The organism is Streptomyces sp. NPDC001922, assembly GCF_042891165.1.
GTDB lineage: Bacteria > Actinomycetota > Actinomycetes > Streptomycetales > Streptomycetaceae > Streptomyces.
This window is the reverse complement of sequence record NZ_JBIASV010000017.1, coordinates 56,897-83,633: the sequence shown is the minus strand read 5'-3', so window position 1 is coordinate 83,633 and position 26,737 is coordinate 56,897. Positions and strand designations below refer to the sequence as shown.

General features: G+C 74.8%; 22 protein-coding genes. 16 read left to right on the top strand and 6 right to left on the bottom strand.

Features of this window, described 5'->3' with window-relative positions; all coding sequences use genetic code 11:
* Positions 1-14: 14 nt before the first annotated feature.
* A complete protein-coding gene (locus tag ACFYYR_RS28340) occupies positions 15-245 on the bottom strand; it encodes a DUF4287 domain-containing protein (RefSeq protein WP_351506128.1) in 231 nt (76 codons plus the stop codon).
* A 121-nt stretch (positions 246-366) separates the two neighbouring features.
* Here ACFYYR_RS28340 and ACFYYR_RS28335 point away from each other — a divergent pair, with 121 nt between their 5' ends.
* Complete coding sequence (locus ACFYYR_RS28335; RefSeq protein ID WP_388859540.1) at positions 367-714, top strand: hypothetical protein; 348 nt, start codon at positions 367-369, stop codon at positions 712-714.
* Between the two features lie 294 nt (positions 715-1,008).
* On the opposite strand, the gene ACFYYR_RS28330 is transcribed toward ACFYYR_RS28335, so the two are convergent.
* From ACFYYR_RS28330 to ACFYYR_RS28320, 3 genes are all read right to left on the bottom strand, one after another.
* Positions 1,009-1,869: a hypothetical protein gene (locus tag ACFYYR_RS28330; protein WP_388859537.1), complete on the bottom strand. Its 861-nt coding sequence runs from the start codon at positions 1,867-1,869 to the stop codon at positions 1,009-1,011.
* Positions 1,870-2,373: 504 nt separating this feature from the next.
* Positions 2,374-3,594 carry an acetyl-CoA C-acetyltransferase gene (locus tag ACFYYR_RS28325; RefSeq protein WP_388859534.1) on the bottom strand — a complete coding sequence of 407 codons (1,221 nt, stop codon included), beginning with the start codon at positions 3,592-3,594 and terminating at the stop codon, positions 2,374-2,376.
* Between the two features lie 436 nt (positions 3,595-4,030).
* Positions 4,031-5,089 carry an SGNH/GDSL hydrolase family protein gene (locus ACFYYR_RS28320; RefSeq protein WP_388859531.1) on the bottom strand — a complete coding sequence of 353 codons (1,059 nt, stop codon included), beginning with the start codon at positions 5,087-5,089 and terminating at the stop codon, positions 4,031-4,033.
* A 172-nt stretch (positions 5,090-5,261) separates the two neighbouring features.
* On the opposite strand from ACFYYR_RS28320, the gene ACFYYR_RS28315 reads away from it, so the two are divergent.
* The 3 genes from ACFYYR_RS28315 (at position 5,262) to ACFYYR_RS28305 (ending at position 9,577) form a co-directional block, all read left to right on the top strand.
* Positions 5,262-6,647 carry a cystathionine beta-synthase gene (locus ACFYYR_RS28315; protein WP_388859528.1) on the top strand — a complete coding sequence of 462 codons (1,386 nt, stop codon included), beginning with the start codon at positions 5,262-5,264 and terminating at the stop codon, positions 6,645-6,647.
* Between the two features lie 450 nt (positions 6,648-7,097).
* Positions 7,098-8,477 carry an acyl-CoA synthetase gene (locus ACFYYR_RS28310; protein ID WP_388859525.1) on the top strand — a complete coding sequence of 460 codons (1,380 nt, stop codon included), beginning with the start codon at positions 7,098-7,100 and terminating at the stop codon, positions 8,475-8,477.
* Between the two features lie 239 nt (positions 8,478-8,716).
* Positions 8,717-9,577: a MurR/RpiR family transcriptional regulator gene (locus tag ACFYYR_RS28305; protein ID WP_388859522.1), complete on the top strand. Its 861-nt coding sequence runs from the start codon at positions 8,717-8,719 to the stop codon at positions 9,575-9,577.
* Positions 9,578-9,725: 148 nt separating this feature from the next.
* Here the strand turns inward: ACFYYR_RS28305 and ACFYYR_RS28300 are convergent, their stop codons facing one another.
* Positions 9,726-11,138, bottom strand: coding sequence for a diaminopimelate decarboxylase (locus ACFYYR_RS28300; protein WP_388859519.1), 1,413 nt, complete (start codon positions 11,136-11,138; stop codon positions 9,726-9,728).
* An 80-nt stretch (positions 11,139-11,218) separates the two neighbouring features.
* On the opposite strand from ACFYYR_RS28300, the gene ACFYYR_RS28295 reads away from it, so the two are divergent.
* The 11 genes from ACFYYR_RS28295 to ACFYYR_RS28245 all read left to right on the top strand — a co-directional run bounded on the left by ACFYYR_RS28295 (position 11,219) and on the right by ACFYYR_RS28245 (position 24,534).
* Positions 11,219-11,806 (top strand): helix-turn-helix domain-containing protein, encoded by a 588-nt coding sequence (locus tag ACFYYR_RS28295; RefSeq protein ID WP_388859516.1) that lies wholly within the window; start codon positions 11,219-11,221, stop codon positions 11,804-11,806.
* Between the two features lie 39 nt (positions 11,807-11,845).
* Positions 11,846-13,039: an NAD(P)/FAD-dependent oxidoreductase gene (locus tag ACFYYR_RS28290; protein ID WP_388859513.1), complete on the top strand. Its 1,194-nt coding sequence runs from the start codon at positions 11,846-11,848 to the stop codon at positions 13,037-13,039.
* The gene (locus ACFYYR_RS28285) at positions 13,027-13,269 is read left to right on the top strand and encodes a 2Fe-2S iron-sulfur cluster-binding protein (RefSeq protein ID WP_388859510.1); all 243 of its coding nucleotides are present in this window, start codon (positions 13,027-13,029) and stop codon (positions 13,267-13,269) included. The genes ACFYYR_RS28290 and ACFYYR_RS28285 overlap by 13 nt, the downstream gene beginning before the upstream one ends.
* Entirely contained in the window at positions 13,266-14,591 is a 1,326-nt protein-coding gene (locus tag ACFYYR_RS28280) for an FAD-dependent oxidoreductase (RefSeq protein WP_388859507.1), read from the top strand. Before ACFYYR_RS28285 ends, ACFYYR_RS28280 begins: the two co-directional genes overlap by 4 nt.
* Positions 14,592-15,080: 489 nt before the next feature.
* Positions 15,081-16,199: a dihydrodipicolinate synthase family protein gene (locus ACFYYR_RS28275; RefSeq protein WP_388859504.1), complete on the top strand. Its 1,119-nt coding sequence runs from the start codon at positions 15,081-15,083 to the stop codon at positions 16,197-16,199.
* Positions 16,199-17,317: a proline racemase family protein gene (locus ACFYYR_RS28270; protein WP_388859501.1), complete on the top strand. Its 1,119-nt coding sequence runs from the start codon at positions 16,199-16,201 to the stop codon at positions 17,315-17,317. Before ACFYYR_RS28275 ends, ACFYYR_RS28270 begins: the two co-directional genes overlap by 1 nt.
* Positions 17,318-17,733: 416 nt before the next feature.
* Positions 17,734-19,398 (top strand): urocanate hydratase, encoded by a 1,665-nt coding sequence (gene hutU, locus ACFYYR_RS28265; protein WP_388859498.1) that lies wholly within the window; start codon positions 17,734-17,736, stop codon positions 19,396-19,398.
* Positions 19,399-19,415: 17 nt separating this feature from the next.
* Positions 19,416-20,633 carry an allantoate amidohydrolase gene (locus ACFYYR_RS28260; RefSeq protein WP_388859850.1) on the top strand — a complete coding sequence of 406 codons (1,218 nt, stop codon included), beginning with the start codon at positions 19,416-19,418 and terminating at the stop codon, positions 20,631-20,633.
* Positions 20,624-21,994: a formimidoylglutamate deiminase gene (locus ACFYYR_RS28255; RefSeq protein WP_388859495.1), complete on the top strand. Its 1,371-nt coding sequence runs from the start codon at positions 20,624-20,626 to the stop codon at positions 21,992-21,994. The genes ACFYYR_RS28260 and ACFYYR_RS28255 overlap by 10 nt, the downstream gene beginning before the upstream one ends.
* Positions 21,995-22,335: 341 nt before the next feature.
* Positions 22,336-23,502 (top strand): imidazolonepropionase, encoded by a 1,167-nt coding sequence (gene hutI, locus ACFYYR_RS28250; RefSeq protein WP_388859492.1) that lies wholly within the window; start codon positions 22,336-22,338, stop codon positions 23,500-23,502.
* 318 nt (positions 23,503-23,820) lie between these two features.
* Positions 23,821-24,534, top strand: coding sequence for a YoaK family protein (locus ACFYYR_RS28245; RefSeq protein ID WP_388859489.1), 714 nt, complete (start codon positions 23,821-23,823; stop codon positions 24,532-24,534).
* 440 nt (positions 24,535-24,974) lie between these two features.
* Here ACFYYR_RS28245 and ACFYYR_RS28240 read toward each other — a convergent pair whose 3' ends face one another.
* Positions 24,975-25,955 carry an RNA polymerase sigma factor SigF gene (locus tag ACFYYR_RS28240; protein ID WP_388859846.1) on the bottom strand — a complete coding sequence of 327 codons (981 nt, stop codon included), beginning with the start codon at positions 25,953-25,955 and terminating at the stop codon, positions 24,975-24,977.
* Positions 25,956-26,184: 229 nt separating this feature from the next.
* Between ACFYYR_RS28240 and ACFYYR_RS28235 the strand changes: the two genes are divergently transcribed.
* Entirely contained in the window at positions 26,185-26,565 is a 381-nt protein-coding gene (locus ACFYYR_RS28235) for an STAS domain-containing protein (protein ID WP_388859486.1), read from the top strand.
* The last annotated feature ends 172 nt before the right edge of the window (positions 26,566-26,737 follow it).

Here is a 26,737-nt window from a genome sequence, read left to right as displayed (position 1 = left end):
CACCCGGGCGCGTCCTAGCCGCGCTTGCGCGCGGCGCGCCTCAGATCGTGTTCATGGATGATCGCTTTGGCGTGGCCGTAGGCGAGCTCGTGCGCGCCGCGGAGCCAGTTGACCTTTTCCTCGAAGCGGAGGAGAGCGGGGCCGTCATCGACGGTGCGCAGCCAGTCGGAGACTTCACGACCAGTGCACTGGGGGATACGGGAGAGCAGGTTCCGGTGGGTCTCTTCGGAGAAGACTTGGGACATCAGCGCCTCCGGACGCGTCCATTGCCGGTTCACTTGCGTGTGCCGGATTGGTCCTTCCGGACACCGTGCCCGACTGTCCGCCCGTTGGCAACAGGCCCGGGGCGGCGCATAGGCTCGCGCCGTGCTTGATGTGACGCCCTTGGTGGCTGCCGTGGACAGTCTGGCCGACCGGCTGCGGTCGGCCCCGCAGAGCCGCCTCCAGCGGGGCGCCGCCGACGAGGGGCTGGCGCTGGCCCGGGAGTTGGCCCGGCGGGCCCACGGCATCGAGTCCCCCGGGGCGGAGCCCCGGCCGATGCCCGAGGTGGGCATGTTCGCGGTGGCCGACCAAGTGGCGGTGGCGGGTCACGATCTGGCGGAGGCACTCCGGAGCGCGTCCGGCGCACAGCCGGCCGCCCCCGCGCCGGGGGGCGCCGACCTCGCCGACGCCGTCGCACTGGTGGAGGCCGCGGCGGAGCGCTGCGGCCTCTGACACGTGCCGGTACGCGGGCCGGGCGCGCCATGGGTGGTGGTGCCGGGCGCCCGGTCGGCCGGGGGCCGGTTCGGGGCGTGCCCGGAGCCGGTTCGGGGCGTGCGGCGGGCCGGTGGCGCCGGGTGGCGTTCCGGCGGGCGCGTGCCGACGTACGGGCACGGGCCCGGTCCGGGCGTGCCGGGGGACGGTGCCGCCGAGGGGCGCGCAGGCGGGCCGGCCCGGGGCGGTCGGCTCACGGTCCGACGCCGGTACGGCCGGCTCCGGGGGCGGCTCCGGGGGACGGCTCCGCGGGCGTCAGAGCGAGGCGATGACGCGGTCCGCGAGGACGAACACGCTCTCCTCGCCGTAGGCGAAGGTCATGGCGTAGGCGCCGGAGATCCCGGAACCGCCCAGCAGTACCGGCGCGTTGCCCGCGCGCAGCGCCGCGGCGAGCTGTTCCGCGGTCTCCCGGTCGCCCGGCGTCATGCAGATCGTGGTGCCGTCCGCGAAGACGTACACGTCCAGGGTGCCGAGCGGGCCGGGGCGGACGTCGGTGAGCGGGGTGGCGTCCTCCGCCAGCTGCTCCAGCCGGGTCACGGTGCGCTCGTGGTCCGCGACGGCGGGCACCGAGGTGCCGCCGCCCGTGTCCTGGGAGTTGGCGGGGTGCGAGGGGTGCCGCCGGCGGGCCGCGGCCAGCTCCGGGGACTCCGCGGACTCCGGGACGTCCTCGGCGGGCACGCCCGGCTCCTCGATGGCCGCCTCCAGGGCGTCCAGCGCGTCGAGCGCCTCGGCACCCAGGAACGGCTCCACCCCGGCGAAGTCGGTCTGGCGCGGCAGATACAGCGGGGCCTCGTCACCCGGGCCGGTCAGCGGGCCCAGCAGCGGGGGCGAGTCGGCCGCGTCGCGGGCCTCCTGCGCCGCCCAGAACGCCCGCGCCTCGGCGAGCTCCCGCTCGCGCTCCTCGGCGAGGGCGTCGGCGACGGCCGCCCGTATCTCCTCGGCGGGCACCGCGCGGGCGGCGGGGACGGCGGCGGACTCCGCCGCGGCCGGTCGGGCGAGCTCCGCGCGCAGGGCGGTGAGCTGCTTCCGCAGACCACGAGCAGTGTGCAGGGCCGCTGCGCCCAGAGCCGTGGCGGCGACCGCGGCCAACAGCAGGGCAAGGGACATGGCGCTCACTGACGTACTCCCGATTCGACTGGATCCCCCGAATTCCTACCTCAGCTTGTCGTGCGCCGCCTCCCTCGGGCAGTGCAAAACGTCCTGAAACGGTCGGGCCCTTGGACCTTGTCCGTCCACGGGCAAGGGTTCGACCTGCACAAATGAAGCTCCCCCAGGACATACATCACATCCTGGGGGAGATTCGGTCACGGCCGAGTGGCCGGTGCGGACGCCCGTATCCCGGGCTGTCGCGCGCCGGCCGGCGGCGCGTTCCCCGGGGGTCGGTTCCGCTTCGCTTCCGCTGCGGGCCGCGGGTGACTCCGGCTCCCCGGAGCGTCTCTGCCCTCTGCGGCGGCTCGGCTCAGCCGCGTGCTGCTGCCGGTCGCGTTCCGCTTCGCTTGCGGCGGGCGGGGGCGGGGCCTCGTTCCTCGTTCCCGGGCCGGGCCGTTTTCCCGGGCCGGCCCCGGCCGCCGTCGGCGCCACCCGGACGAAGGCGGCCGGCATCCTCCCCCGGCAGGTTGCTCAGCTCAGCCGCTCGATGACCATCGCCATGCCCTGCCCGCCGCCGACGCACATGGTCTCCAGGCCGAACTGCTTGTCGTGCCACTGCAGGCTGTTGATCAGCGTGCCGGTGATCCGGGCGCCGGTCATGCCGAAGGGGTGGCCGACGGCGATGGCGCCGCCGTTGACGTTCAGCTTGTCGATGTCGATGCCCAGGTCGCGGTAGGAGGGGATGACCTGCGCGGCGAACGCCTCGTTGATCTCGACCAGGTCGATGTCCCCGATGGACAGCCCGGCCCGCCGCAGGGCCTGCTTGGACGCCTCGACCGGGCCGTAGCCCATGATCTCGGGGGAGAGGCCGGAGACGCCGGTGGAGACGATGCGGGCCAGCGGGGTCAGGCCGAGCTCGCGGGCCTTGGTGTCGGACATGATCACCAGGGCGGCGGCGCCGTCGTTCAGCGGGCAGCAGTTGCCCGCGGTGACCAGGCCGTCGGGGCGGAACACCGGCTTCAGGCCCTGCACGCCCTCCAGGGTGACGCCCGCGCGCGGACCGTCGTCCTTGCTGACGACCGTGCCGTCGGGGGTGGTCACCGGGGTGATCTCGCGCTCCCAGAAGCCGTTCTTGATGGCCTCCTCGGCGAGGTTCTGCGACCGCACGCCGAACTCGTCCATGTCCTGGCGGGTCACGCCCTTGAGGCGGGCCAGGTTCTCGGCGGTCTGGCCCATCGCGATGTACGCGTCCGGGATCAGGCCGTCCTCGCGCGGGTCGTGCCAGTCGGTGCCCTCCTGCTCGGCGCGGGCGGCCGTACGGGCCTCGGCGTCGGCGAACAGCGGGTTGTGGGTGTCCGGCAGGCCGTCGGAGCTGCCCTTGATGCTGCGCGAGACGGTCTCGACACCGGCCGAGATGAAGACGTCGCCCTCACCGGCCTTGATGGCGTGCAGCGCCATCCGGGAGGTCTGGAGCGAGGAGGAACAGTAACGGGTGATGGTGCAGCCCGGCAGGTGGTCCATGCCCAGCTGGACCGCGACGATCCGGCCCAGGTTGTGGCCCTGCTCGCCGCCGGGGAGGCCACAGCCGAGCATCAGGTCGTCGATGTCGCGCGGGTCCAGCTCGGGGACCTTGGCGAGCGCGGCCTGGATGATCCCGGCGGTCAGGTCGTCCGGGCGGACGTCCTTGAGGGAGCCCTTGAAGGCGCGTCCGATCGGTGTGCGGGCGGCTGAGACGATCACGGCTTCGGGCATCACGGCTCCAGAGGGAATGAGGTGGCGCGCGCGGCGCCTGGTCGGGGCGCCGGGCCACGGCGGGCGGGACGGCGGAACTGTGTGGGAAGTTACCTGCACGTACTGCCGAGGTCACGGCTTGGGTGCTGTGACGCGGGCCTCTTTTCTAAGCGCCCGCTCAGGTGTCGTCGGGGAGTGCGGGAGCCCGGCAGCCGTGGCCCGGCGCCGCCGACCGGGGTGTACCCGCGGCCCGGACCCGGCAACCGGCGGATCCGGAGCCGTTCGTTGACAGCTCCGGCCCCGCGGCCGGCTCCGGTCGGCGGGCCCGGATCGCCGGTCGCGGGCGTCCCGTTTCCGCCGGTCGCGGGCCCGCTTTCCGTCGGCCGGCGCGTCCGGATCTCCGGCCGGCCGGCCCCGGTCCGCCCACCGGAGCGGACGGGACGAGGTGCCCGCCGGGTCAGTCCGGGCCGTGCACCGTCGAGTCCGGCCCCCGCACCCTCGCCCGGGCCGCGCCCGGCAGGTCGCTCGGCGGGAGACGCCGCCGGCGGCGGCGCTTGAGCAGCACCCACGGGCCCCGGATGCCGACCGGCGCGGCCGCCGCGACCTCGGTGCCGCCCTCGGCGGCCGCCTGCGCCGCGGCCTCCGCGACCGGCAGGATGCCCTCGTGCCGTGAGGCGTCCGGGCGGTCCTCCGCCGCGGGCCACAGCCCCAGCACCGCGCAGAGCGTCGGCAGCACGGCCATCGCGGCGGTGGCGTAACCCTCGGCCGACGGGTGGTAGTTGTCCGGGCCGAACAGCTCCCGCGGATTCGCCTCGAACTCCGGGCCGAGGAGATCGCCGAGGGAGACCGTCCGGCCGCCCTGTTCGACCGCGCCGATGGTCTGGGCCGCGGCCAGCTGGCGGCTCATCCGGCGGGCCACCCAGCGCAGCGGCTGGTAGACCGGCTCGATGGTGCCCAGGTCGGGGCAGGTGCCGACGACCACCTGGCAGTTCTTCTCCCGGAGCCGGCGCACCGCGTCCGCCAGCAGCCGCACCGAGCGGGCGGGCGGCATGCGGTGGGTGACGTCGTTCGCCCCGATCATGATCACGCAGACGTCGGGCACCAGGCTGCTGTCCGCGAGCAGCAGCGCGACCTGCCGTTCCAGGTCGTCGGACTGGGCACCGGGGAGCGCCACGGTCCGCAGGTCCACCGGGCACTCGGCGACCGCCGCCAGCCCCGAGGCGAGCAGCGCGCCCGGTGTCTGCCGCGGCCGGTGCACCCCCTGCCCGGCCGCCGTGGAGTCACCGGCCAGGGCGAGCCGCAGCGGCCGGTGCCCGGCCTGCCGGGCGAAGGCCAGTCCGTAGCGGCCGTCCGCGTTCGGCGGGAGGTCGCCCGAGCCGCCCACCACCCGTCGCGCCAGCTGCACCTCGGTCATCAGCAGCCCGACGGTGGCGCCGCCCAGCAGCCCGATCCCCCCGCCGCCGTATGCCGCCGCCGCCGCGATCCGCCGCGCCACCCTCGCCCTCGACATCGACATGTGTCCGGCCCGCCTCCCGCTGTCCGACCGTGCCACTGGTTAGGTGCCCCGTGCGGCCGGTCCCGCAACGCCTCCGTACGGCGGGCCCCGGCGGAATAGGCTGGGCAGGCACGGGCCCGCGAGAGCGGCTGCCCGCCCGACCGCGGAGACCCCGCCTGACTTGGAGAACGTCGTGCAGTATCACGATTCGATGATTGAGCTCGTCGGCAACACCCCGCTGGTGCGGCTCAACAACGTGACCGAGGGCATCCAGGCGACCGTCCTGGCCAAGGTCGAATACTTCAACCCGGGCGGGTCCGTGAAGGACCGCATCGCCGTCCGGATGATCGAGGCGGCCGAGGAGTCCGGCGCGCTGCAGCCAGGCGGCACCATCGTGGAGCCCACCTCCGGCAACACCGGGGTGGGCCTGGCGATCGTGGCCCAGCAGAAGGGCTACAAGTGCATCTTCGTCTGCCCGGACAAGGTGTCCACCGACAAGATCAACGTGCTGCGGGCGTACGGCGCGGAGGTCGTGGTCTGCCCGACCGCCGTCGACCCCGAGCACCCCGACTCGTACTACAACGTCTCGGACCGGCTCGTCCGGGAGACGCCCGGCGCCTGGAAGCCCGACCAGTACAGCAACCCGAACAACCCGCGGTCGCACTACGAGACCACCGGCCCGGAGCTGTGGGAGCAGACGGCGGGGAAGATCACGCACTTCGTCGCGGGCGTCGGCACCGGCGGCACGATCAGCGGCACCGGCCGGTACCTGAAGGAGATCTCCGAGGGCCGGGTGCGGATCGTCGGCGCGGACCCGGAGGGCTCGGTGTACTCCGGCGGCTCCGGCCGCCCGTACCTGATCGAGGGCGTCGGTGAGGACTTCTGGCCCACCGCGTACGACCCGAAGGTGACCGACGAGATCGTCGCCGTCTCCGACAAGGACGCCTTCCAGATGACCCGCCGGCTCGCCAAGGAGGAGGGCCTGCTGGTCGGCGGCTCCTGCGGCATGGCGGTCGTCGGCGCGCTGAAGGTCGCCGAGGGCCTCGGCCCCGACGACGTGGTGGTCGTGCTGCTGCCGGACAGCGGCCGCGGCTACCTCAGCAAGATCTTCAACGACGAGTGGATGGCGGACTACGGCTTCCTGGAGGAGGCCGGGACCAGCGCCCGCGTCGCCGACGTGCTGGCCTACAAGGAGGGCGCCCTGCCCTCGCTCGTCCACATGCACCCGGACGAGACGGTCGGCGAGGCCATCGACGTGCTGCGCGAGTACGGCGTCTCGCAGATGCCGATCGTGAAGCCCGGCGCCGGCCACCCCGACGTGATGGCCGCCGAGGTCATCGGCTCGGTGGTGGAGCGGGAGCTGCTGGACGCGCTCTTCGCCCAGCGCGCGTCGCTCACCGACCCGCTGGAGAAGCACATGAGCCCGCCGCTGCCGCAGGTCGGCTCGGGCGAGCAGGTCGCCGACCTGATGTCGGTCCTGGAGCGGGCCGACGCCGCGATCGTGCTGGTGGAGGGCAAGCCGAAGGGTGTGGTGAGCCGGCAGGACCTGCTCGCGTTCCTGGCGAAGGACGCCAAATGACCCTCCCGGGCCGGGCCTTCGCGTAAGAGGTACGTATGCGTCACGCGCCCGCAGCACGGACTTAACACGGGTGGGGCACCGTAGGGGATGTCGGCAAGGACGACACCGGCTTCCACAGGCGGCGCCCAGGACCTCCGGAGCGGCTCCCGGACCTCCGTGGCGCCCGGACGTGGCAGACCGGCCCTGACCCGGCCCGCGTCCCCCGCGGGGACCGCCGTCGTCCCGCCCCCGGCCTCCCGGCCGGGGTGCGGCGGTCCCCGCTCATCCGCTTCCCCTCTGCGGCCCCGGCTCCGGCCGGGGCCGCAGGGGTTTCCGGCGTGCGTGGCCCACGGCGTCACGGTTCCCCGGCTCGGGCCCGCCGTGCCCCGCGCGCTACGGTCACGGTGACCGCAACCGGGGGCCCGGCCCCCAACCGAACCGGGGACGTCCCCGGGGTGAAGGAGCGCATCCGTGACCGGAGTTCTGCTGCCCTCCCTGGCCGGGCCGTACGGCGCCGACCGTCCCGACGCGCTCACCGTCGCCGGGCGCTCCTCCTCCCGGGAGGAGCTGGTGGGGGCGGCCGGCGCGGTCGCCGGACGGATCGCGGGGGCCCCGGCCGTCGCCGTACGGGCCGACGCGTCGCTGGAGACCGTGGTGGCCGTGGTCGGCGGGCTGCTGGCCGGGGTCCCGGTCGTCCCGCTGCCGCCCGACGCGGGACCGGCCGAGCGGAGCCACATCCTGCGGGACTCGGGCGCCGAACTGCTGCTCGGGGGCGACGGCGCGGACGGCGTGGAGGGCGTCCCGGTGGACGTCCGGGAGCGGGCCGACTGGAACAAGGCCGAGCCCGCGCCGGACACCACCGCGCTGATCCTCTACACCTCCGGCACGACCGGAGCCCCCAAGGGCGCGCTGATCCCGCGCGGGGCCGTCGCCGCCGATCTGGACGCCCTGGCCGAGGCGTGGGCGTGGACGCCCGGCGACACCCTGGTCCACGGGCTGCCGCTGTTCCATGTGCACGGCCTGGTGCTGGGGGTGCTGGGGGCGCTGCGGGTCGGCAGCCGCCTGGTCCACACGGGCCGGCCGACGCCCGGGGCGTACGCGGCGGCGGGCGGCTCCCTGTACTTCGGCGTCCCCACGGTGTGGGGGCGGGTCGCCGGGGACGCCACGGCCGCGCGGGCGCTGAGCGGCGCCCGGCTGCTGGTGTCGGGCAGCGCGGCGCTGCCCGCCCCCGTCTTCCGGGACCTGGCGGAGCTGACCGGGCACCGGCCGGTCGAGCGGTACGGCATGACCGAGACGCTGATCACCGTCAGCGCGCGGGCCGACGGGGACCGCCGGCCCGGCTGCGTCGGCACCCCGCTGCCCGGCATCGCGACCCGGGTCGTCGCCGAGGAGGGGGGCGGGATCGGGGAGCTCCAGCTCACCGGCCCGACCCTGTTCAGCGGCTACCTGGGCCGGCCCGAGGCGACCGCCGCGTCCTTCACCGACGACGGCTGGTTCCGCACCGGCGACATCGCCGCCGTCGAGCCCGACGGCACCCACCGCATCGTGGGCCGCGCCTCCACCGACCTGATCAAGTCCGGCGGCTACCGGGTCGGTGCGGGTGAGGTGGAGAACGCCCTGCTGGACCACCCCGCGGTCCGGGAGGCGGCCGTCGTCGGCGTCCCGCACGACGACCTGGGGCAGCAGATCGTGGCCTATGTCGTGGCCGACGGGGCCGGTGAGGACGAGCTGATCAACTTCGTGGCCGGGCACCTGTCGGCCCACAAGCGCCCGCGCCGGGTGGTCTTCCTGGAGGCGCTGCCCCGCAACGCCATGGGCAAGCCGCAGAAGCGCCTGCTGCCGCCGCTCTGAGCTCGTCCTCCCGGGCGGGCCGGCCGGACTGCGGAAGGGTGCGCCGACCGGGGCCGCCTGTATATGGTCATGCAGAGCTCATGGTGGCTGAATAGGCGCCGCCGCGGTCCCCGGGCCGGGACGGACACGGCGCCTTCGGCCCGGGCCCGGCCGCCGACGGACGACGCGACGCGGCCGGATCCCCGCTCGCCCACCGGACCGCGGGCGGAGCTCGGCGCACGACGGACAGGGAGGACCGGATGAGCGACGCGGACACCGGCGGCACGGAGGGCGCGGCCGCCCGGCTGCAACAGCTCTTCGAGGGACACCGGCTGACGCCCACGCAGCGGCGCATCGCCCACTGCATGGTGCGGCGGGCCGCGGACGTCCCCTTCCTGTCCAGCGTCGAGCTGGCCGAACTCGCCGGGGTCAGCCAGCCGTCGGTGACCCGGTTCGCGGTCGCCCTGGGCTTCGACGGCTACCCGGCGCTCCGCAGGCACCTGCGCGAGGTCGCCCCCGCGGAGCGGCCGGAGGCGGAGGCCGCGGCGCTCAACGAGTACCAGCAGGCGGTCCAGGCCGAGATCGGCAATCTGCGGCACCTCGCGGCACTGCTCGCCGACCCCGCGCCGGTGGAGCGCGCGGGACGGCTGCTGGCCGGATCCCGTCCGCTGCCGGTCCTCGGGCTGCGGGCGGCCTCCGCCCAGGCCCGCGGCTTCGCCTACTTCGCCGCCAAGGTGCACCCGGACGTCCGGCTGCTCGACGAGGGCGGCACGATGCTCGCCGACCGGATCGACGCCGCGGCGCGGGCGGGGGCGAACGCGCTGCTCTGCTTCGCGCTGCCCCGCCACCCGCGGGAGGTCGTGGACGCCCTGGAGCACGCCCGGGAGTCGGGCCTGACCGTGGTCACCGTGGCCGACAGCGCCTTCGCCCCGGTGGCCGGGCACACCGATCTGCTGCTGCCCGCGGCCGTCGGCACCGGGCTCGCCTTCGACACGGCCTGCGCGCCGATGCTGCTGGGCCGGGTCCTGCTGGAGGCGATGTGCGACGCGCTGCCGGACGCGCAGGCGAGCCTGGAGGAGTTCGACGCACGGGCCGCGGCGCGCGGGCTGTTCGTGGACTGAGCGGGCTGTTCGCGGACTGAGGAGCGCCCGCCGGGTGTGTGGCCCGGCGGGTCACGCCCCGTCGGAGGAATGTCCTGTCGGCGCCCCCGGCCGTCGGACCGTCGCCGTCACCCGCCCGCCCTCACGCCCCGGCCCTCACGCCCCGCCGTCACGCCCCCGTGAAGGCGTCCCGGAAGCCGCCACCGCTCTCCGCGACCAGCTCCTCCACCGTCTGCTGGGGGCGCGCCATCGCGAAGCGCACCGGTTCCGCCGGCCCGCCGGTGAAGCCGTGCACCGCCGGGCGCGGCAGCGTGTTGTAGGCGAAGTGGTTGGTGAAGTAGTACGCGCCGGTGTCGAGCAGCGCGACGAGGTCACCCGCCTCGACCGGCGGCAGGGGGCGGTTCTCGGCCACCAGGTCGCCCGCGAAGCAGCAGGGCCCCGCGACGTCCTGGGCGACGGCCGGTCCGGTCCGGGGCCGGCCCTGCGCGTCGTACGCCTCCACCCGGAGCGGCCAGGCATCGGGGACGAAGACCGTACGGGTGGCCAGCTGGGCCCCGGCGTGGGTGACCGCGATGGGGCGCCCGCCCGCGCTCTTGGTGTACTCCACCCGCGCCAGCACCAGGCCGTTCTTGGCCAGCAGCGACCGGCCGAACTCGGTGACCAGCCCGTACCGGCCGTCGAGCAGCCCGGGGACGGTGTCCCGCAGCACCTGCGCGTACTCCCGGAAGGTGGGGGTCGTCTCGTCGGAGCCGAAGTTGACCGGGAGGCCGCCGCCGATGTCCAGGGTGTCGACCTGCCGCCGGCCGGCCGCCGCGTTGATCTCCTCGGCCAGCTCGTACGTGGCCCGGACGCCCTCCGCCATGAGCTCCAGCGGGACGCCCTGGGAGCCGGTGTGGGCGTGCAGCCGGGTCAGCCACGGCCGCTCCGCGTAGGCGCGCAGCACCCAGGCGCGGGCCCCCTCGTCGCGCAGCGCGACCCCGAACTTGGAGGTGGCGGTGGCAGTGCTCAGCGCGCCGATGGATCCGCCGCCGACCTGCGGATTGACCCGCAGTCCGAGCGGCGAGCGGCTCGGCGCGGCGGCGACCGCCGCGTCGATCCGGGCCAGCTCCTGGGGGTTGTCGGCGTTGAGGGCGATGCCCAGCTCCAGCGCCTCGCGCAGCTCGGCGGGCGTCTTGGCGGGGGAGTCCAGCACGGTGTCCTCGATGGGCACCCCGGCCGCGCGGGAGAGCGCGAGCTCCCCGGGGCTGGCCACCTCGCAGCCCACCCCCTCCTCGGCGAGCAGCCGCAGCACCGGCACCAGGGGCGCGGCCTTCACCGCGAAGGCGTGCAGTACGGGGGTGCCGGGGGCGGTGACCTCGTCGAACGCCGCCCGCAGCGCGGCGGCGGACTCCCGGATGCCGGCCACGTCCAGCAGTCCGACGACCGGCTCCTCCGTCCCGATCAGGCCCTGCTCGACGGCGGCCCGTACGGCCCGCTCGCGCCGCGCCGCCCGGTCCTCGTCGCTCCCGGCCGCGATGCCCCCGCCCGTGGTCTCTGCCGCCGTGATGTCCCCCGCCGTGGTGTTCCTGTCCGAGGTGCTCATGAAGCCACTCCACCATCCGCCCGCCACCTCTGGCCAGAAATGACCCGGATACAGTGGCGGCCGCCGACCGAGGAGGAGCCGTGGCCGGGGAGCAGGGGCGGGCGGGGCGGATGCTGGGGGCGAACCTCCGAGCCCTGCGCACGGAGCGGGGCCTGTCGCTGTCCGAGGTCGCCCGCAGGTCGGGCGTGGCCAAGAGCGCGCTGTCCCAGCTGGAGGCGGGGCTCGGCAACCCCACGATCCAGACAGTGTTCAGTTTGTCGAACGCCCTCAAGGTGCCCGTCTCCGATCTGCTGACCGAGCGCACCGAACCGGACGTGCTGCTCGTCCGCTCCGCCGGCCTCGAAGTGCTGAGCAGCGAGGCCGTGGACCTGCGGATCCTGCGCCGGATCGAACCCCGGGGCGGGGTGCTGGAGGTCTACGACCAGCGGGTGCGCCCCGGGGCCCGGCAGTACTCCGAGGGGCATCCCGGCGTGGAGCACGTGGTGGTCACCGCGGGGGTGCTGCGCGTCGGCCCGCCGGAGGACCCGTACGAGCTGGGGCCCGGCGACTACGTCTGCCTGCCCGGGGCGCGTCCGCACATCTACGAGACCGCGGGCGACACGCCGGTCTCCTCGGTGCTGGTGATCGAGTACCCCGAGGGCATTGACCGCTCCACGGTGCCGCACTAACGTCACTGCCGTTCTTTCTAGAGAACGGCGGTGCGGTGCATGCTCGTCCTCCGGAAACACCCCGACGTGATCGTCGTCGGCAGCGGCATCACCGGCGCGGCCTGCGCCGAGGCCCTGACGCGCCGCGGCTTACGGGTCGCCGTCCTGGACCGCGGGCCGCTCGCCTCCGGCACCACCGCGTGCGGCGAGGGCAACCTCCTCGTCTCCGACAAGCCGCCGGGCCCCGAACTCGCCCTCGCCCAGGCCTCCCTGCGCCGCTGGCCGCGGCTGCTCGCCGCCCTCGCGGACGAACTGGGCCCGGGCGCGGCCTGCGAGTACGAGCCCAAGGGCGGGCTGGTCGTCGCCACCGGCCCCGAGGAGGCCGGCGCCCTCACGGAGTTCGCCGCGGCCCAGCGCGCCGCCGGCGTCACCGCGCAGGCACTCACCCCGGCCGAGGCCGCGGACCGGGAACCGGGCCTGACGCCGGAGGTGCGCGGCGCGGTGTTCTACCCGGAGGACGCCCAGCTCCAGCCGGTGCTGGCCGCCACCGCGCTGCTCGCCGCGGTCCGCGCCCGCGGCGGGGAGGTCCGGACCGGCATCGAAGCGGTCGGCGTCGACCGGACCGGCGACCGGGTCACCGGCCTGGTCACCCGCTCCGGCACCGTCCCCTGCGGCGCGGTGGTGAGCGCCTGCGGCCCGTGGACCGCGTCCTTCGCCGCCGCGGCCGGCGCCCCGCTGCCCGTCCTGCCACGGCGCGGCATGATCCTGGTCACCGCCCCGCTGCCGCCCGGCACCGTCCGGCACAAGGTGTACGACGCCGGGTACGTCGGCGCGGTCGGCAGCGACGACGCCGACCTGAGCACCTCGACCGTGGTGGAGTCGACCCGGGCCGGCACCGTCCTCATCGGGTCGAGCCGGCAGCGCGCCGGCTTCGACGACACCGTGCGGATCGACGTCCTGCGCCGCCTCGCCCGCCGGGCCGCCGTCCTCTTCCCCGGCCTGCGGAACGTCCCGGTGATGCGCGCCTACGGCGGCTTCCGCCCGTACACCCCGGACCATCTGCCGGTCATCGGCGAGGACCCGCGGCGGCCGGGGCTGTGGCACGCGACCGGCCACGAGGGCGCGGGAATCGGCCTGGCCGCGGCCACCGGCGAACTGCTCGCCGAGCTGTACGCGGGGGAGCGGCCGCATCTGGACCCGGAGCCGTTCCGGGTGGACCGTCCGGGACTGGAGGAACCGCCGTGCCCACAGTGACCGTCGACGGGGAGCCGCGCGGCTTCCGGCCCGGACAGACCGTGGCGGCGGTGCTCCTGGCCGCGGGCCGAGTCTCCTGGCGCACCACCCGGACCGGCCGCCGGCCGCGCGGCGTCTTCTGCGGGATCGGGGTCTGTCACGACTGTCTGGTGACGGTCAACGGCCTGCCGGACGTGCGCGCCTGCCTCCGCGAGGCGGCCGACGGCGACGCGATCGGCACCGCGTCATGAACGCCGTGGTCGTGGTGGGGGCCGGACCCGCCGGGATGGCGGCGGCCCTCGCCGCCGGCGCCGCCGCGGACGTCGTGCTGCTCGACAACGGCGCACGCCCCGGCGGCCAGTTCCACCGGCAGACGCCCACCGGACCACCCGCCGCGCCCGCCCGGGCGGTGCTCGGCCATCCCCGGATCGACCACCGCCCGCACACGTCCGTCTGGGCCGTCGAACCGGGCCCGGACGGCACCCACCGGATCCACACCCAGCAGGGGCCCGCCGACGCCGCCCGGCCGGTGGACACCCTGGACGCCCGGTCGCTGATCCTCTGCCCCGGCGCGTACGACCGGGCGCTGCCCTTCCCCGGCTGGGACCTGCCCGGCGTCTGCACCGCGGGCGCCGCCCAGGCGCTGGCCAAGGGACAGGGGCTCGCGGTGGGCCGCCGGGTGGTCCTCTCCGGCACCGGCCCGTTCCTGCTCCCCGTCGCGTCCGCACTGCTGGACGCGGGCGCCGAGCTGCTCGGCGTGTACGAGGCGGGCACCCCCGCCCGCTGGCTGCGCCGGCCCGTCACCGCGCTCCGGGACGGTCGCGCCAAACTCCCCGAACTCGCCGCGTACACCGCCCGGCTGGCCCGCCGGAACGTCCCGTACCGCCACCGCACCGCGGTGGTCGCGGCGCACGGCGCGGACCGCGTCGAGGCGGTGACCGTGGCCCGCCTGGACCGGGACTGGAACATCCGCGCGCTCCGGCGCATCGACGGAGTGGACGCCGTCTGCGTCGGCTTCGGCTTCACCCCGCAGCTCGAACTGGCCGTCGCCGCGGGCTGCTCCCTGCGTCCCGGCCCGGACGGCCACCCGGTCGTCGCGGTCGACGCCCGCCAGGCCACCTCGGTGCCCGGGGTGTACGCGGCGGGCGAGATCACCGGCATCGGCGGCGCGGACCTCGCGGCGGCCGAGGGCACCGTGGCGGGCGCGGCCGTCATCGGCGCGAACACACCGCGCGCCGCGGCCCGCGTCCGGGCCGGCCGCCGGTTCGCCGCCGCGCTCGCCGCGGCCCACCCGGTCCGCCCGGGCTGGCCCGGCTGGCTCACCGACGACACCCTCATCTGCCGCTGCGAGGAGGTCGGTTACGGCGACCTGCGGACCGCGCTCCGGGACCGCGGCGCCGACGGCATGCGGGTCCTGAAACTCACCAGCCGCGCCGGCCTCGGCCCCTGCCAGGGCCGGATCTGCGGCCGCAACACGGCCGAACTCGCGGGCCTCCCCCCGTCGGACCGCCGCCCGATCGCCCAGCCGATCCGCCTCGGAGACCTGGCCGAACCACCGCCACAACCGCCGTAGCGCCCAGGGGCCGACCCCGAACACCTGGGGCCACAGGACCGGTCGACGGCAGGGCGCGGTGAACAGAAGCGGCCGGGCAGGTCCGGGGACGCTACGACGGGGGTCGGTCCGGACGTCAAGGAATGGGGCCGCAGGGCTGGGTGGACGTCAGGGGGTGGGGGCGCAGGGGTGGGGGGTTCCGGAAGCTGCCGTGTATTTGTGGGCCCCCAGGGCCCGTAAATATACGTTCCGGAACCCCCCCCCCCCCCCCCCCCCCCCCCCCCGCCCCCGAAACCCACCACAGGCCCGCACCCAACAACGACACCCGGCGACCCACAGGGACCCCGCACCCCGCAACCCCGCACCCGGCACCCCGTACTCCGCACCCGCAGGGACACCGCCCCCGGCACCCGCAGGGACCCCGCACCCGGCACTGGCAGGGACCCCGAACCAGCACACCCCGTCACCGCAATCCCGCGCTCCACACCCCGCCCGAGGAGGACCGCCACCATGCCCCCCGACACCGCCCACACCCGTCACCCCGGCCACCCCGACGCCAACCCCACCCCCAACCCCCTCACCGGCGTCATCGTCGCGACCGCCCTCCCCTACACCGAGGCCCCCACCGCCCCCGCCGCCCTCCGCCCCGACCTCGACCGCTACGCCGAGCACTGCCGCTGGCTGGTGGACAACGGCTGCGACGGCGTGGGCCCCAACGGCTCCCTCGGGGAGTACTCCTCGCTCACCGACGCCGAGCGCCGCGCCGTCGCCCGGACGGCCGTCGAGGCGGTCGGCCGGGACGCGGCCGTCGTCGTCGGAGCCCATGGCCCCGGCGCGCACCAGGCCCGCCACTGGGCCGAACTCGCCGCCGAGGACGGGGCGGACGGGGTGCTGGTCCTGCCGCCGACGATGTACCGGGCCGGCACCGCCGAGGTGGTCCACCACTTCACCGAGGTGGCGAAGGCGGGCCTGCCGGTCATGGCGTACAACAACCCGATCGACACCAGGGTCGACCTGACCCCCGAGATGCTGCGCGAGATCGCCGCGATCGACAACGTCGTGGCGATCAAGGAGTTCTCCGGGGACATCCGCCGCATCCTGCACATCCAGGAGCAGGCACCGCGGCTCGCCGTCGTCGCCGGCGCCGACGACCTCGTGCTGGAGGCCCTGCTGATGGGGGCCACCGGCTGGTTCGCGGGCTTCCCGAACGTCTTCCCCGCCGAGTGCGTACGCCTCTACGACCTGGCCCGGGCGGGAAAGCTCACCGAGGCACGGGCGCTCTACGAACCCCTGGTCGCGGCCTTCCGGTGGGATTCGCGCACCGAGTTCGTGCAGGCCATCAAGCGGGGCATGGATCTCGTCGGCCGGTACGGCGGTCCGAGCCGCCCGCCGCGCGGTCCGCTGACCGGGGAGTCCCTCGCCCGGCTCGACGCCGATCTGCGGCAGGCCATCGCGTCACTGGAGCGGTTCGAGGCCGGCCCGATGCTGTCCGAGGGCGAGCCGATGCCCAGCACGACCGGCCCGATGTCCGGCACGACCGGCCTGATGTCCAGCACGACCGGCCCGATGTCCGGCACGACCGGATCGACGCCCGAGGCGGCCGGCCCGGCCCCGGCGGAGGCCGACTGATGCGCGCGGCCCGGTACTTCAGCGCGGTCGACTCGCACACCGAGGGGATGCCCACCCGGGTCGTCACCGGCGGGGTCGGCCCGATCCCCGGCGGCACGATGGCCGACCGGCGCCGGTACTTCGTCGAACACCTCGACCACATCCGGCAGTTGCTGGTGAACGAGCCCCGCGGCCATGCGGCGATGAGCGGCGCGATCCTCCAGCCGCCGACCCGGCCGGACGCGGACTGGGGCGTGCTGTTCATCGAGGTCTCCGGCTGTCTGCCGATGTGCGGGCACGGCACGATCGGGGTGGCGACGGTGCTGGTGGAGACCGGCATGGTCGAGGTGACCGAGCCGGTCACCACGGTGCGGCTGGACACCCCCGCCGGTCTCGTCGAGGTCCGGGTGGCGGTCCGGGACGGGCGGGCGGAGCACGTCACGCTGCGGAACGTGCCGTCGTACGCGGACGAGCTGGACGCGGCCGTCCGGGTGCCCGGCCTGGGGGAGGTCCGCTATGACATGGCGTACGGCGGCAACTTCTACGCCGTCGTTCCGCTCGAACGGCTCGGCATCCCGTTCTCCCGGGAGCACAAGGACCGGATCCTCGCCGCGGGCCTCGACCTCATGGCGGCGATCAACAAGGAGCGGCGGCCGGTGCACCGGGAGGACCCGGCGATCTCGGGCTGCCACCACGTCCAGTTCACCGCCCCGGGAACGGCGGCCCCCGAATCCACAGCACGCGAATCCACAGCACCCGGAAGCACAGCACGCGAATCCACAGCACCGGAATCCACTGACCCCGCCCCCGCGGCCGCCCCCACTCCCGACCCCACCCCCGTCAGCCACGCCCGGAACGCCATGGTCATCCACCCCGGCTGGTTCGACCGCTCCCCGTGCGGCACCGGCACCAGCGCCCGTATGGCGCAGCTCCACGCCCGCGGCGAACTGCCGCTGCACCGGGATTTCGTCAACGAGTCGTTCATCGGCACCCGCTTCACCGGCCGTCTGGTCGGCACGGCACAGGTCGGCGGGAGCGAGGCCGTCGTCCCGACCGTCACGGGCCGCGCGTGGATCACCGGGATGGGCCAGTACCTGCTGGACCCCTCGGACCCGTTCCCGTCCGGCTTCACCCTGTAGCGCCGCCGCGGCTCCGGCCGGATCCACCCCTGCCCGGCCGGAGCCACCCCCCCGGTCCGGCCGGAGCCGCACCGCTCCCGCCCGGAGCCGCACCGCTCCCGCCCGGAGCCGCACCGCTCCCGCCCGGAGCCGCACCGCTCCCGCCCGGAGCCGCACCGCTCCCGCCCGGTTCCCGCCCCGCCCGATTCCCGCCACCGCACCCCTCCCGGCCCGGCGGCCGGGACCCGGTCGCCGGATTTCCGCCGTGGCGCCGCCTCCCCCTGTTGACTACTCCTATTCACCCAAGGAGTATGTGCAGTGCCCTATTCAAAGGTGCCGTATTCACCGGTGCCCCATTCAGAAGTGTCCGACTCAGGAAGGTCCCGGTCCCCGCCTCCGGCGGACGGTCGCGGGCCGATGGCAGGGAGGCAGTGCCGATGTCAGGACCGCGACCCGTGCGAGCACCGCGTGGTACGGAACTGAGCACTCCGGGGTGGCAGCAGGAGGCCGCCCTGCGGATGCTGCAGAACAACCTCGACCCCGAGGTGGCCGAGCATCCGGACCGGCTCGTGGTCTACGGCGGCACCGGCAAGGCGGCCCGCGACTGGCGCTCCTTCGACGCCATGGTCCGCACCCTGCGGACGCTGAAGCAGGACGAGACGATGCTCGTCCAGTCCGGCCGTCCGGTCGGCGTCATGCAGACCCACGAGTGGGCGCCTCGCGTGCTGATCGCCAACTCCAACCTGGTGGGGGACTGGGCCAACTGGGAGGAGTTCCGGCGGCTCGAAGCCCTCGGCCTGACCATGTACGGCCAGATGACGGCCGGTTCCTGGATCTACATCGGCACCCAGGGCATCCTCCAGGGCACCTACGAGACGTTCGCGGCGGTCGCCGCCAAGAAGTTCGGCGGCAGCCTGGCCGGGACGATCACGCTCACCGCCGGTCTCGGCGGCATGGGCGGCGCCCAGCCGCTCGCCGTGACCATGAACGACGGCGTCGCCCTCTGCATCGACTGCGACCCGCGCGCCATCGAGCGCCGGATCGAGCACCGCTTCCTGGACGTCCGGGCGGACAGCCTGGAGCACGCGCTCGCCCTGGCCACCGACGCCCGCGACCGCCGCAAGCCGCTCTCCATCGGGCTCCTCGGCAACGCCGCCGAGCTGCTGCCGCGGATGCTCGCCGAGGGCGCGCCGATCGACATCGTCACCGACCAGACCTCCGCCCACGACCCGCTCGCCTACCTCCCGCTCGGCGTCGACTTCGCCGACATGGCGTCCTACGCGGCGGAGAAGCCCGCCGAGTTCACCCAGCGGGCCCGGGAGTCCATGGCGCGGCACGTCGAGGCGATGGTGGGCTTCCAGGACGCGGGCGCCGAGGTCTTCGACTACGGCAACTCGATCCGCGGCGAGGCCCAGCTCGCGGGCTACGAGCGGGCGTTCGCCTTCCCCGGCTTCGTCCCCGCGTACATCCGGCCGCTCTTCTGCGAGGGCAAGGGCCCGTTCCGCTGGGCGGCGCTGTCCGGCGACCCGAAGGACATCGCGGCCACCGACAAGGCGATCCTCGACCTCTTCCCGGAGAACGAGTCCCTGGCCCGCTGGATCAGGATGGCCGGGGAGCGGGTCCACTTCCAGGGCCTGCCCGCGCGGATCTGCTGGCTGGGCTACGGCGAGCGGGACCGGGCGGGGGAGCGGTTCAACGAGATGGTCGCCGACGGCACCCTCCAGGCGCCGCTGGCCATCGGCCGCGACCACCTGGACTGCGGCTCCGTCGCCTCCCCGTACCGGGAGACCGAGGCCATGCTCGACGGCTCGGACGCGATCGCCGACTGGCCGCTGCTGAACGCCATGGTCAACGTGGCCTCCGGCGCCTCCTGGGTCTCGATCCACCACGGCGGCGGCGTCGGCATGGGCCGTTCGCTGCACGCCGGTCAGGTCACGGTCGCCGACGGCACCGCGCTCGCCGGGGAGAAGATCCGCCGGGTGCTGACCAACGACCCGGGCATGGGCGTCATCCGCCATGTCGACGCGGGGTACGACCGGGCCGACGAGATCGCCGGGGAGCGCGGCGTGCGCGTCCCGATGCGTGAGGGCGAGTCCCGTTGAGTTCCTCCTTCCACGAGATGTGGGCGGAGCTGCTGCCCATCGGCCGCAGCTCCGCCACCGGCGGCTACCGCCGCTACGCCTGGACCGGGGCCGACGCCGACTGCCGGGCCTGGTTCCGGGCCCAGGCCGAGTCCCGGGGACTCGCCTACGAGCTGGACCGGAACGGCAACCAGTGGGCCTGGCTGGGCGACCCGGCGGCCGGGAACGCCGTGGTCACCGGCTCCCACCTGGACTCCGTGCCGGACGGCGGTGCGTTCGACGGCCCGCTCGGCGTGGTCTCCTCCTTCGCGGCCCTCGACGAGCTGCGCGCCCGCGGCGCGCGCCCCGACCGGCCGCTGGCGATCACCAACTTCGGGGACGAGGAGGGCGCCCGCTTCGGGCTCGCCTGCGTCGGCTCCCGGCTCGCCGCCGGACAGCTCACCCCCGAGCGGGCCCATGAGCTGCGGGATGCCGACGGTGTCAGCCTCCCGCAGGCCATGGAGCGCGCCGGATACGACCCGGCGGGCATCGGGCCCGACCCCGAACGGCTCGCCCGCATCGGCGCCTTCGTCGAGCTCCACGTCGAACAGGGCCGGGCGCTCGCCCTGCCGTCGGACGGTGCCCCGGAGGGTTCGCCGGTGGGGGTGGCGTCCGCGATCTGGCCGCACGGCCGCTGGCGCTTCGACTTCCGGGGCGAGGCCAACCACGCGGGGACGACCCGGATCGAGGACCGCCGCGACCCGATGCTCACCTATGCCGAGACGGTCCTCGCGGCCCGTGCGGCGGCGGTGCGGACCGGTGCGCTCGCCACGTTCGGCAAGGTCGCCGTGGAACCCAACGGCGTCAACGCCATCGCCTCCCTCGTCCGCGGCTGGCTCGACTCCCGGGCGCCGGACGAGCAGACGCTCGACGCGGTCGTCGGCGAGATCGAGCGCACCGCCACCGGGCGCGGCGCCCGGGACGGCGTCGCGGTCGACGTCACCCGTGAATCCTTCACCCCCGTGGTCGAGTTCGAGCACGGCCTCCGGGACAAGCTCGCGGCCCTGCTGGGCCGGGACGGCACCCCCGTCCCGGTGCTGCCCACCGGCGCGGGACACGACGCGGGTATTTTGTCCGCCTCGGTGCCCACCGCCATGCTGTTCGTACGGAACCCCACGGGCGTCTCGCACTCACCCGCCGAGACGGCCGCCGAGGACGACTGCCTCGCCGGGGTGAGCGCACTCGCCGACGTACTGGAGGGCCTCGCGTGTCGCTGACGGCGCAGACCTACTGGGCGGAACACGCCTGGCTGAACGGCGTGGTGGAGCCGTCAGTGATCATCGACACGGCCACCGACGGGCGGATCACCGCCGTGCGCGCCGGCGTGCCGGCCCCGCCCCCGGGATCGGTCGCGCTGCGCGGCCTGACCGTCCCCGGGCTGGCCAACGTCCACTCGCACGCCTTCCACCGGGCGCTGCGCGGCACCGTCCAGGTCGGCTCCGGCACCTTCTGGACCTGGCGCGAGATCATGTACCAGTTCGCCGCCGGGCTCACCCCCGACAGCTACTTCGACCTCGCCCGCGCCGTCTACGCCGAGATGGCGCTCGCCGGCGTCACCGCGGTCGGCGAGTTCCACTATGTGCACCACGCCCCCGGCGGCGCGCGGTACGACAACGCGAACGCCATGGGGGAGGCGCTGATCCGCGCCGCGGCCGAGGCCGGGATCCGCATCACGCTCCTCGACACCTGCTATCTCTCCTCCGACATCGGCAAGCGCGGCCGGGGCGTCGCCCCCAACCGGCACCAGCTCCGGTTCAGCGACGGCAGCGCCGAGGCCTGGGCGGAGCGGGTCTCGGCCCTCGCCGGCGCCGACCACGGCGGCCACGCCCGGATCGGCGCCGCGATCCACTCCGTACGGGCCGTCCCGGCGGCCGAACTCGGCACCGTCGCCCGGTGGGCCCAGGACCGCGAGGCGCCGCTCCACGTCCACCTCTCCGAACAGACCGCGGAGAACGACAGCTGCCGGTCCGTCCACGGCATCAGCCCCACCCGGCTCCTCGCCGACCACGGGGTCCTCGGCCCCCGCACCACCGCCGTCCACGCCACTCACCTCTCGGCGGAGGACATCGCCCTGCTCGGCGGCTCGTCCACCGGCGTGTGCATGTGCCCCACCACCGAGCGCGACCTGGCCGACGGCATCGGACCGGCCAAGCGGCTCCAGGACGCCGGCAGCCGGCTCAGCCTCGGCAGCGACAGCCATGCCGTCATCGACCTGCTGGAGGAGGCACGGGCGATGGAGCTGGACGAGCGGCTGCGCACCCGCGCCCGGGGCCACTGGACGGCGTCCCAACTGCTGCGGGCCGCCACCGAACAGGGCCATGCCTCGCTCGGCTGGGCGGAGGCGGGACGCATCGAGGAGGGCGGGCTCGCCGACCTCACGACGATCGCCCTGGACTCCGCCCGCACCGCCGGACCGGTGCCCCGGCTCGGTGCCGAGACGGCGGTATTCGCCGCGACGAACGCCGACGTCCGGCACACGGTGGTGGCGGGCCGGCACATCGTCCGCGACGGAACCCACCAGCTCGTCCCGGAGGTCCCGGTGGCACTCGCCGACGCGATCGCGGCCCTGCGCACCTGACGGACCGGCACCCGGCGTCCCCGGCGGCCCCGGACCGGCCGGGACCGCCGGCCCCGGCCCGCCCGCCGGCCCCGGCCCGCCCGCCGGACCGGACGACTCCGGACCGGACGACTCCGGACCGGACGACGCCGGACCCGACCACGCCGGACCGGAGGACTCCGGACCCGACCACGCCCACAGAGCGCCCGAGCGCCGAGCGCCCGACCACACCACCCCCGACCGCCCTGTCCCCGACCACCGAGCCCCCGACCACCGAGCCCCCGGCAGCCCCGCGCCTGCCCGGCCCCCGTCCGATCGCCCCGCACCCGAACCACCCGCGGCTGAAGGAGCACAGCGCGCATATGGCCACCACCGCCATCACCCACATCGCCGGCCTCGTCACCAACGACCCCTCCCTCGGCTCGGGCCCCCTCGGTCTGATCCAGGACGCGGCGGTCGTCATCGACGACGACCGCATCGCCTGGGTCGGTGCGTCCAGTTCAGCACCCGCCACTGACAACCGGGTCGACGCCGGCGGCCGCGCGGCCCTCCCCGGGTTCGTCGACTCCCACTCCCACGTGGTCTTCGCGGGCGACCGCACCGAGGAGTTCAACGCCCGCATGTCGGGCCGCGGCTACACCGCGGGCGGTATCCGCACCACCGTCGCCGCCACCCGCGCCGCCTCGAACAACGTCCTCGACGCCAACGCCGCCCGCTACGTGCGGGAGGCCCTCGGCCAGGGCACCACCACCCTCGAGATCAAGTCCGGTTACGGCCTCACCACCGAGGACGAGGCCCGGTCGCTGAGCATCGCCGCCGCCCACACCGACGAGGTGACGTTCCTCGGCGCGCACATCGTGGCCCCCGAGTTCGCCGACGACCCCGCCGCGTACGTCGGCCTCGTCACCGGCCCGATGCTCGACGCCTGCGCCCCGTACGCGCGGTGGATCGACGTCTTCTGCGAGCAGGGCGCCTTCGACGGCGACCAGGCCCGCGCGATCCTCACCGCCGGTGCCGCCCGTGGCCTGATCCCCCGGGTCCACGCCAACCAGCTGTCCTACGGCCCCGGAGTCCAGCTCGCCGTCGAACTCGGCGCCGCCTCGGCCGACCACTGCACCCACCTCACCGACGCCGACGTCGACGCCCTGGGCCAGAGCGGGACGGTGGCGACGCTGCTGCCGGGCGCCGAGTTCTCCACCCGTGCGACGTACCCCGATGCGCGCCGGCTGCTCGACGCGGGGGCCACGGTCGCGCTCTCCCCGGACTGCAACCCCGGCTCCTCGTTCACCAGCTCCATGGCCTTCTGCATCGCCCTCGCCGTCCGGGACATGGGCATGACGCCCGACGAGGCGGTGTGGTCGGCGACCGCGGGCGGAGCGGCGGCGCTGCGCCGCACCGACGTCGGCCGGATCAGCCCCGGCGCCCGCGCCGACCTGGTCCTCCTCGACGCGCCCTCGCACGTCCACCTCGCGTACCGGCCCGGCGTGCCGCTCGTCTCGGCCGTCTGGCACCGCGGCGAGCTCGTCTGACCGAACCCCGCCGAGCCCGCCCCCGGAGCCCCGGCGCCGGGCGCGGCCGGGCATCAGCCGGCCTCGCCCGGAAACAGTCCGCCCCCGGCCCGGAGACGGCGCCGGACACCGTCCCCCGACATCGCGCCCTCCCGTCAACGCACCCGCCCGTCACCGCTCCTCGACGCCCGGACGTGGCCTCCCCCGCGGCGGGCCAGGCGTGTCGCCCCGGCCCCCGCCGGCACCGGCATACGGTGTCCGGGCGGAGGCGGGCATGCGGCGGCCGGGCGTCCCGCTCGCCCGGGCCCCTCGCCCAGGACCGGGGAAGGAGCCGCGTCCTTGCAGGCGACACGCGGAACGCCCCTGGTGGTGGCCATGGTGGCGCTCACGGTGACCACGGGGATGATCGAAGCCGTCAGCTTCCTCGGGCTGGGCCAGGTCTTCACGGCGATGCAGACCGGGAACCTGCTGTTCCTCGGCTTCGCCCTGGCCGGCGAGGGCGGCCTCTCCGCCGCGGCGTCGGGGCTCTCCCTCGGCGCGTTCGCGGTCGGCGCCGTCCTCGGCGCCCGGCTGGAGGCGAAGGCGTACGCGGTACGCCGGCGCTGGTTCCTCGGCGGCCTGCTGGCCGAGGCCGTCCTCCTCGGCGGCGCCGCCCTCGTGGCCTGGGGGAGCGACCGCTCCGGCGAACCCCTCACGACCCACCGCTACGCCCTGATCACGCTGATGGCCCTGGCCATGGGGCTGCGCAACGTCACCACGCTCCGGGCGGGCGTCCCGGACCTGCCGACCACGGTGGAGACCCGGGCGCTCACCGCGCTGCTCAACGGCCCGCCGGTGGGGCGGACGCCCGGAGCCGGCGAAGCCGTCCATCCCGCGCTCCGCCGCACGGCGTCGGTGGCCGCGATGTTCACCGGGGGCCTCGTGGGCGCCTGGCTGCTGCACGAGGGCCGGCACGCCCCGGGGGTACTGCTGGTGGCCGCCGTCGTGGTGCTGGCCGTCGCGCTCGTGTACGGCGTCGCTCCCCGCCGCCGCCCTCCCGAGGCGGAGAGCTGAACCGTGAGCCGGTCCGGTGCGACCGGCAGGCATGACGGCGCGTCCCCCGGGCAGGCGAACGTCAGGGAAACAGCGGCGGCGCGCGCCGGGGTTGCGCCGCCCGGTACCAACCGAACGACACGACGGCCGAACAACAGGACGGCAGCTTGACGGTGCTTCTGAGGCCTCCCGCCATCGGACGGCTCCCCACGCCCGGGGAGCCTCCCGCCGTCGGACGGCGCCCTGCCCCCGGGCAGATGCCCGTCACCGGACGGCTTGCCGTGCCCGGACAGCCTGCCGCCCCCGGCCGGGGAGCGGGACAGCGAAAAGCGCCGCCGGGCCACGGACGGCGTACGGCCGTCCACGGCACCCGACGGCGCCCCGTGCTCACCCGCGCGTCGCAGGACGGCGGCAGCGCCGGAACCCTGCGGGATCCGGCTCCGGGAGCGTCCCGGCGTGGGTCACTCCTCGATCATCAGGCCCTTGCGCAGCCGACCCAACGTCCGCGACAGCAGCCGGGACACGTGCATCTGCGAGATGCCCAGCTCCTCGCCGATCTCGGACTGCGTCATGTTGCTGACGAAGCGCATCGACAGGATCTTGCGGTCCCGCTGCGGCAGTTCGGCGATCAGCGGCTTCAACGACTCGACGTACTCGATGCCTTCGAGGCCGTGGTCCTGGTAGCCGAGCCGGTCCGCCAGCGCGCCCTCGGTGTCGTCCTCCTCGGGCTGGGCGTCCAGCGAGCTCGCGGTGTACGCGTTGCTCGCGGCCATGCCCTCGGCGACCTCGTCCTTGGTGATCCCGAGACGTTCGGCGAGCTCGCCCGCCGTGGGCGCCCGGTCCAGCTTCTGCGCCAGTTCGTCCCCGGCCTTGGCCAGGTCGAGGCGCAGCTCCTGGAGCCGCCGCGGTACGCGCACGGACCAGCTGGTGTCCCGGAAGAACCGCTTGATCTCACCGATGATCGTCGGCATCGCGAAGGTGGGGAACTCGACGCCGCGGCTGAGCTCGAAGCGGTCGATCGCCTTGATCAGCCCGATGGTGCCGACCTGGACGATGTCCTCCATCGGCTCGCTGCGGGAGCGGAACCGGGAGGCCGCGAACTTCACCAGGGCGAGGTTGAGCTCGACCAGGGTGTTGCGGACGTACGCGTACTCGGGCGTCCCCTCCTCGAGCGATTCGAGGCGGGCGAAGAGCGTCTTGGACAGGGCCCGTGCGTCCACTGCGCCCACCTCGTCATAAGGCGGGATCTCGGGAAGCTCGGCGAGGACGTCCTCGCTGTGGCCCTGGAGCTCGTATTCGACCTGCTCGGTGTCGATCTGCTCGGTCAGGGGGTCCACCCGCCGGGGGGAGGGGGCGGTTGTCGACGTCGCGGTCCGTGCGCTTTCATGGGCGCTGTCAACGGTGCGCGGTGCGTCGAGCCGGGGTGACATGGTCTCCTCCATCATTCTCGGCGTATGGCTGCCGATGCCGATATCTCCTACTGCGGTGTGCGGCGCCTCCGAGCCGGCCGTGGTTGAACGTGTCTCTACTAGCCCTACCCGTTCGGACCCGAACAAAGCAAGGCCAGAATGTGGCGGTATGACCGTTTCGAGGGGATGTTCGGCTACCAGACGGCGTATCGAAGGCGTAGGGTTCTCAGTGCGCCGTCGCAAGCAACCAGAAGGGGTGCGCATGGACCGCGGGATGGTCGGCAGTACCAGTCGGGGCCGACTCCAGGTCGAGGTTCGGCACCACGGGTCCAGCGCTGTCGTGACGCCTGCGGGTGAGCTCGACCACCACACTGCCGAGCTGCTGCGGGAGCCGCTGGAGGAGTGCGTGGACCAGGGGCGTTCGCGCCTGGTCGTCGACTGCTCACGGCTGGAGTTCTGTGATTCCACCGGCCTCAATGTGCTGCTCGGTGCCAGACTGAAGGCGGAGGCGGCAGGCGGCGGTGTCCACCTGGCCGGCATGCTCCCGGTGGTGGCGAGAGTGTTCGAGATCACGGGTGCGGAAGCGGTCTTCACCGTGCACGACACCCTGGACGAGGCACTCGCCGACTCACCGACCGACTGATCGTTCCACCCCTCCGCTCAGGGGCGTGATGTGCGCCGTTACATGCGTCACACGTTTCGTACCGAAGAAGTGGGTGTTCTCACCGATCGGTCGGGCAGGAGACAGCTGAATCTGATGAATCCGTCAGGTACTCGTTACCTGCCTATCGGCGAATCGGTGAGGTGAAGCACTG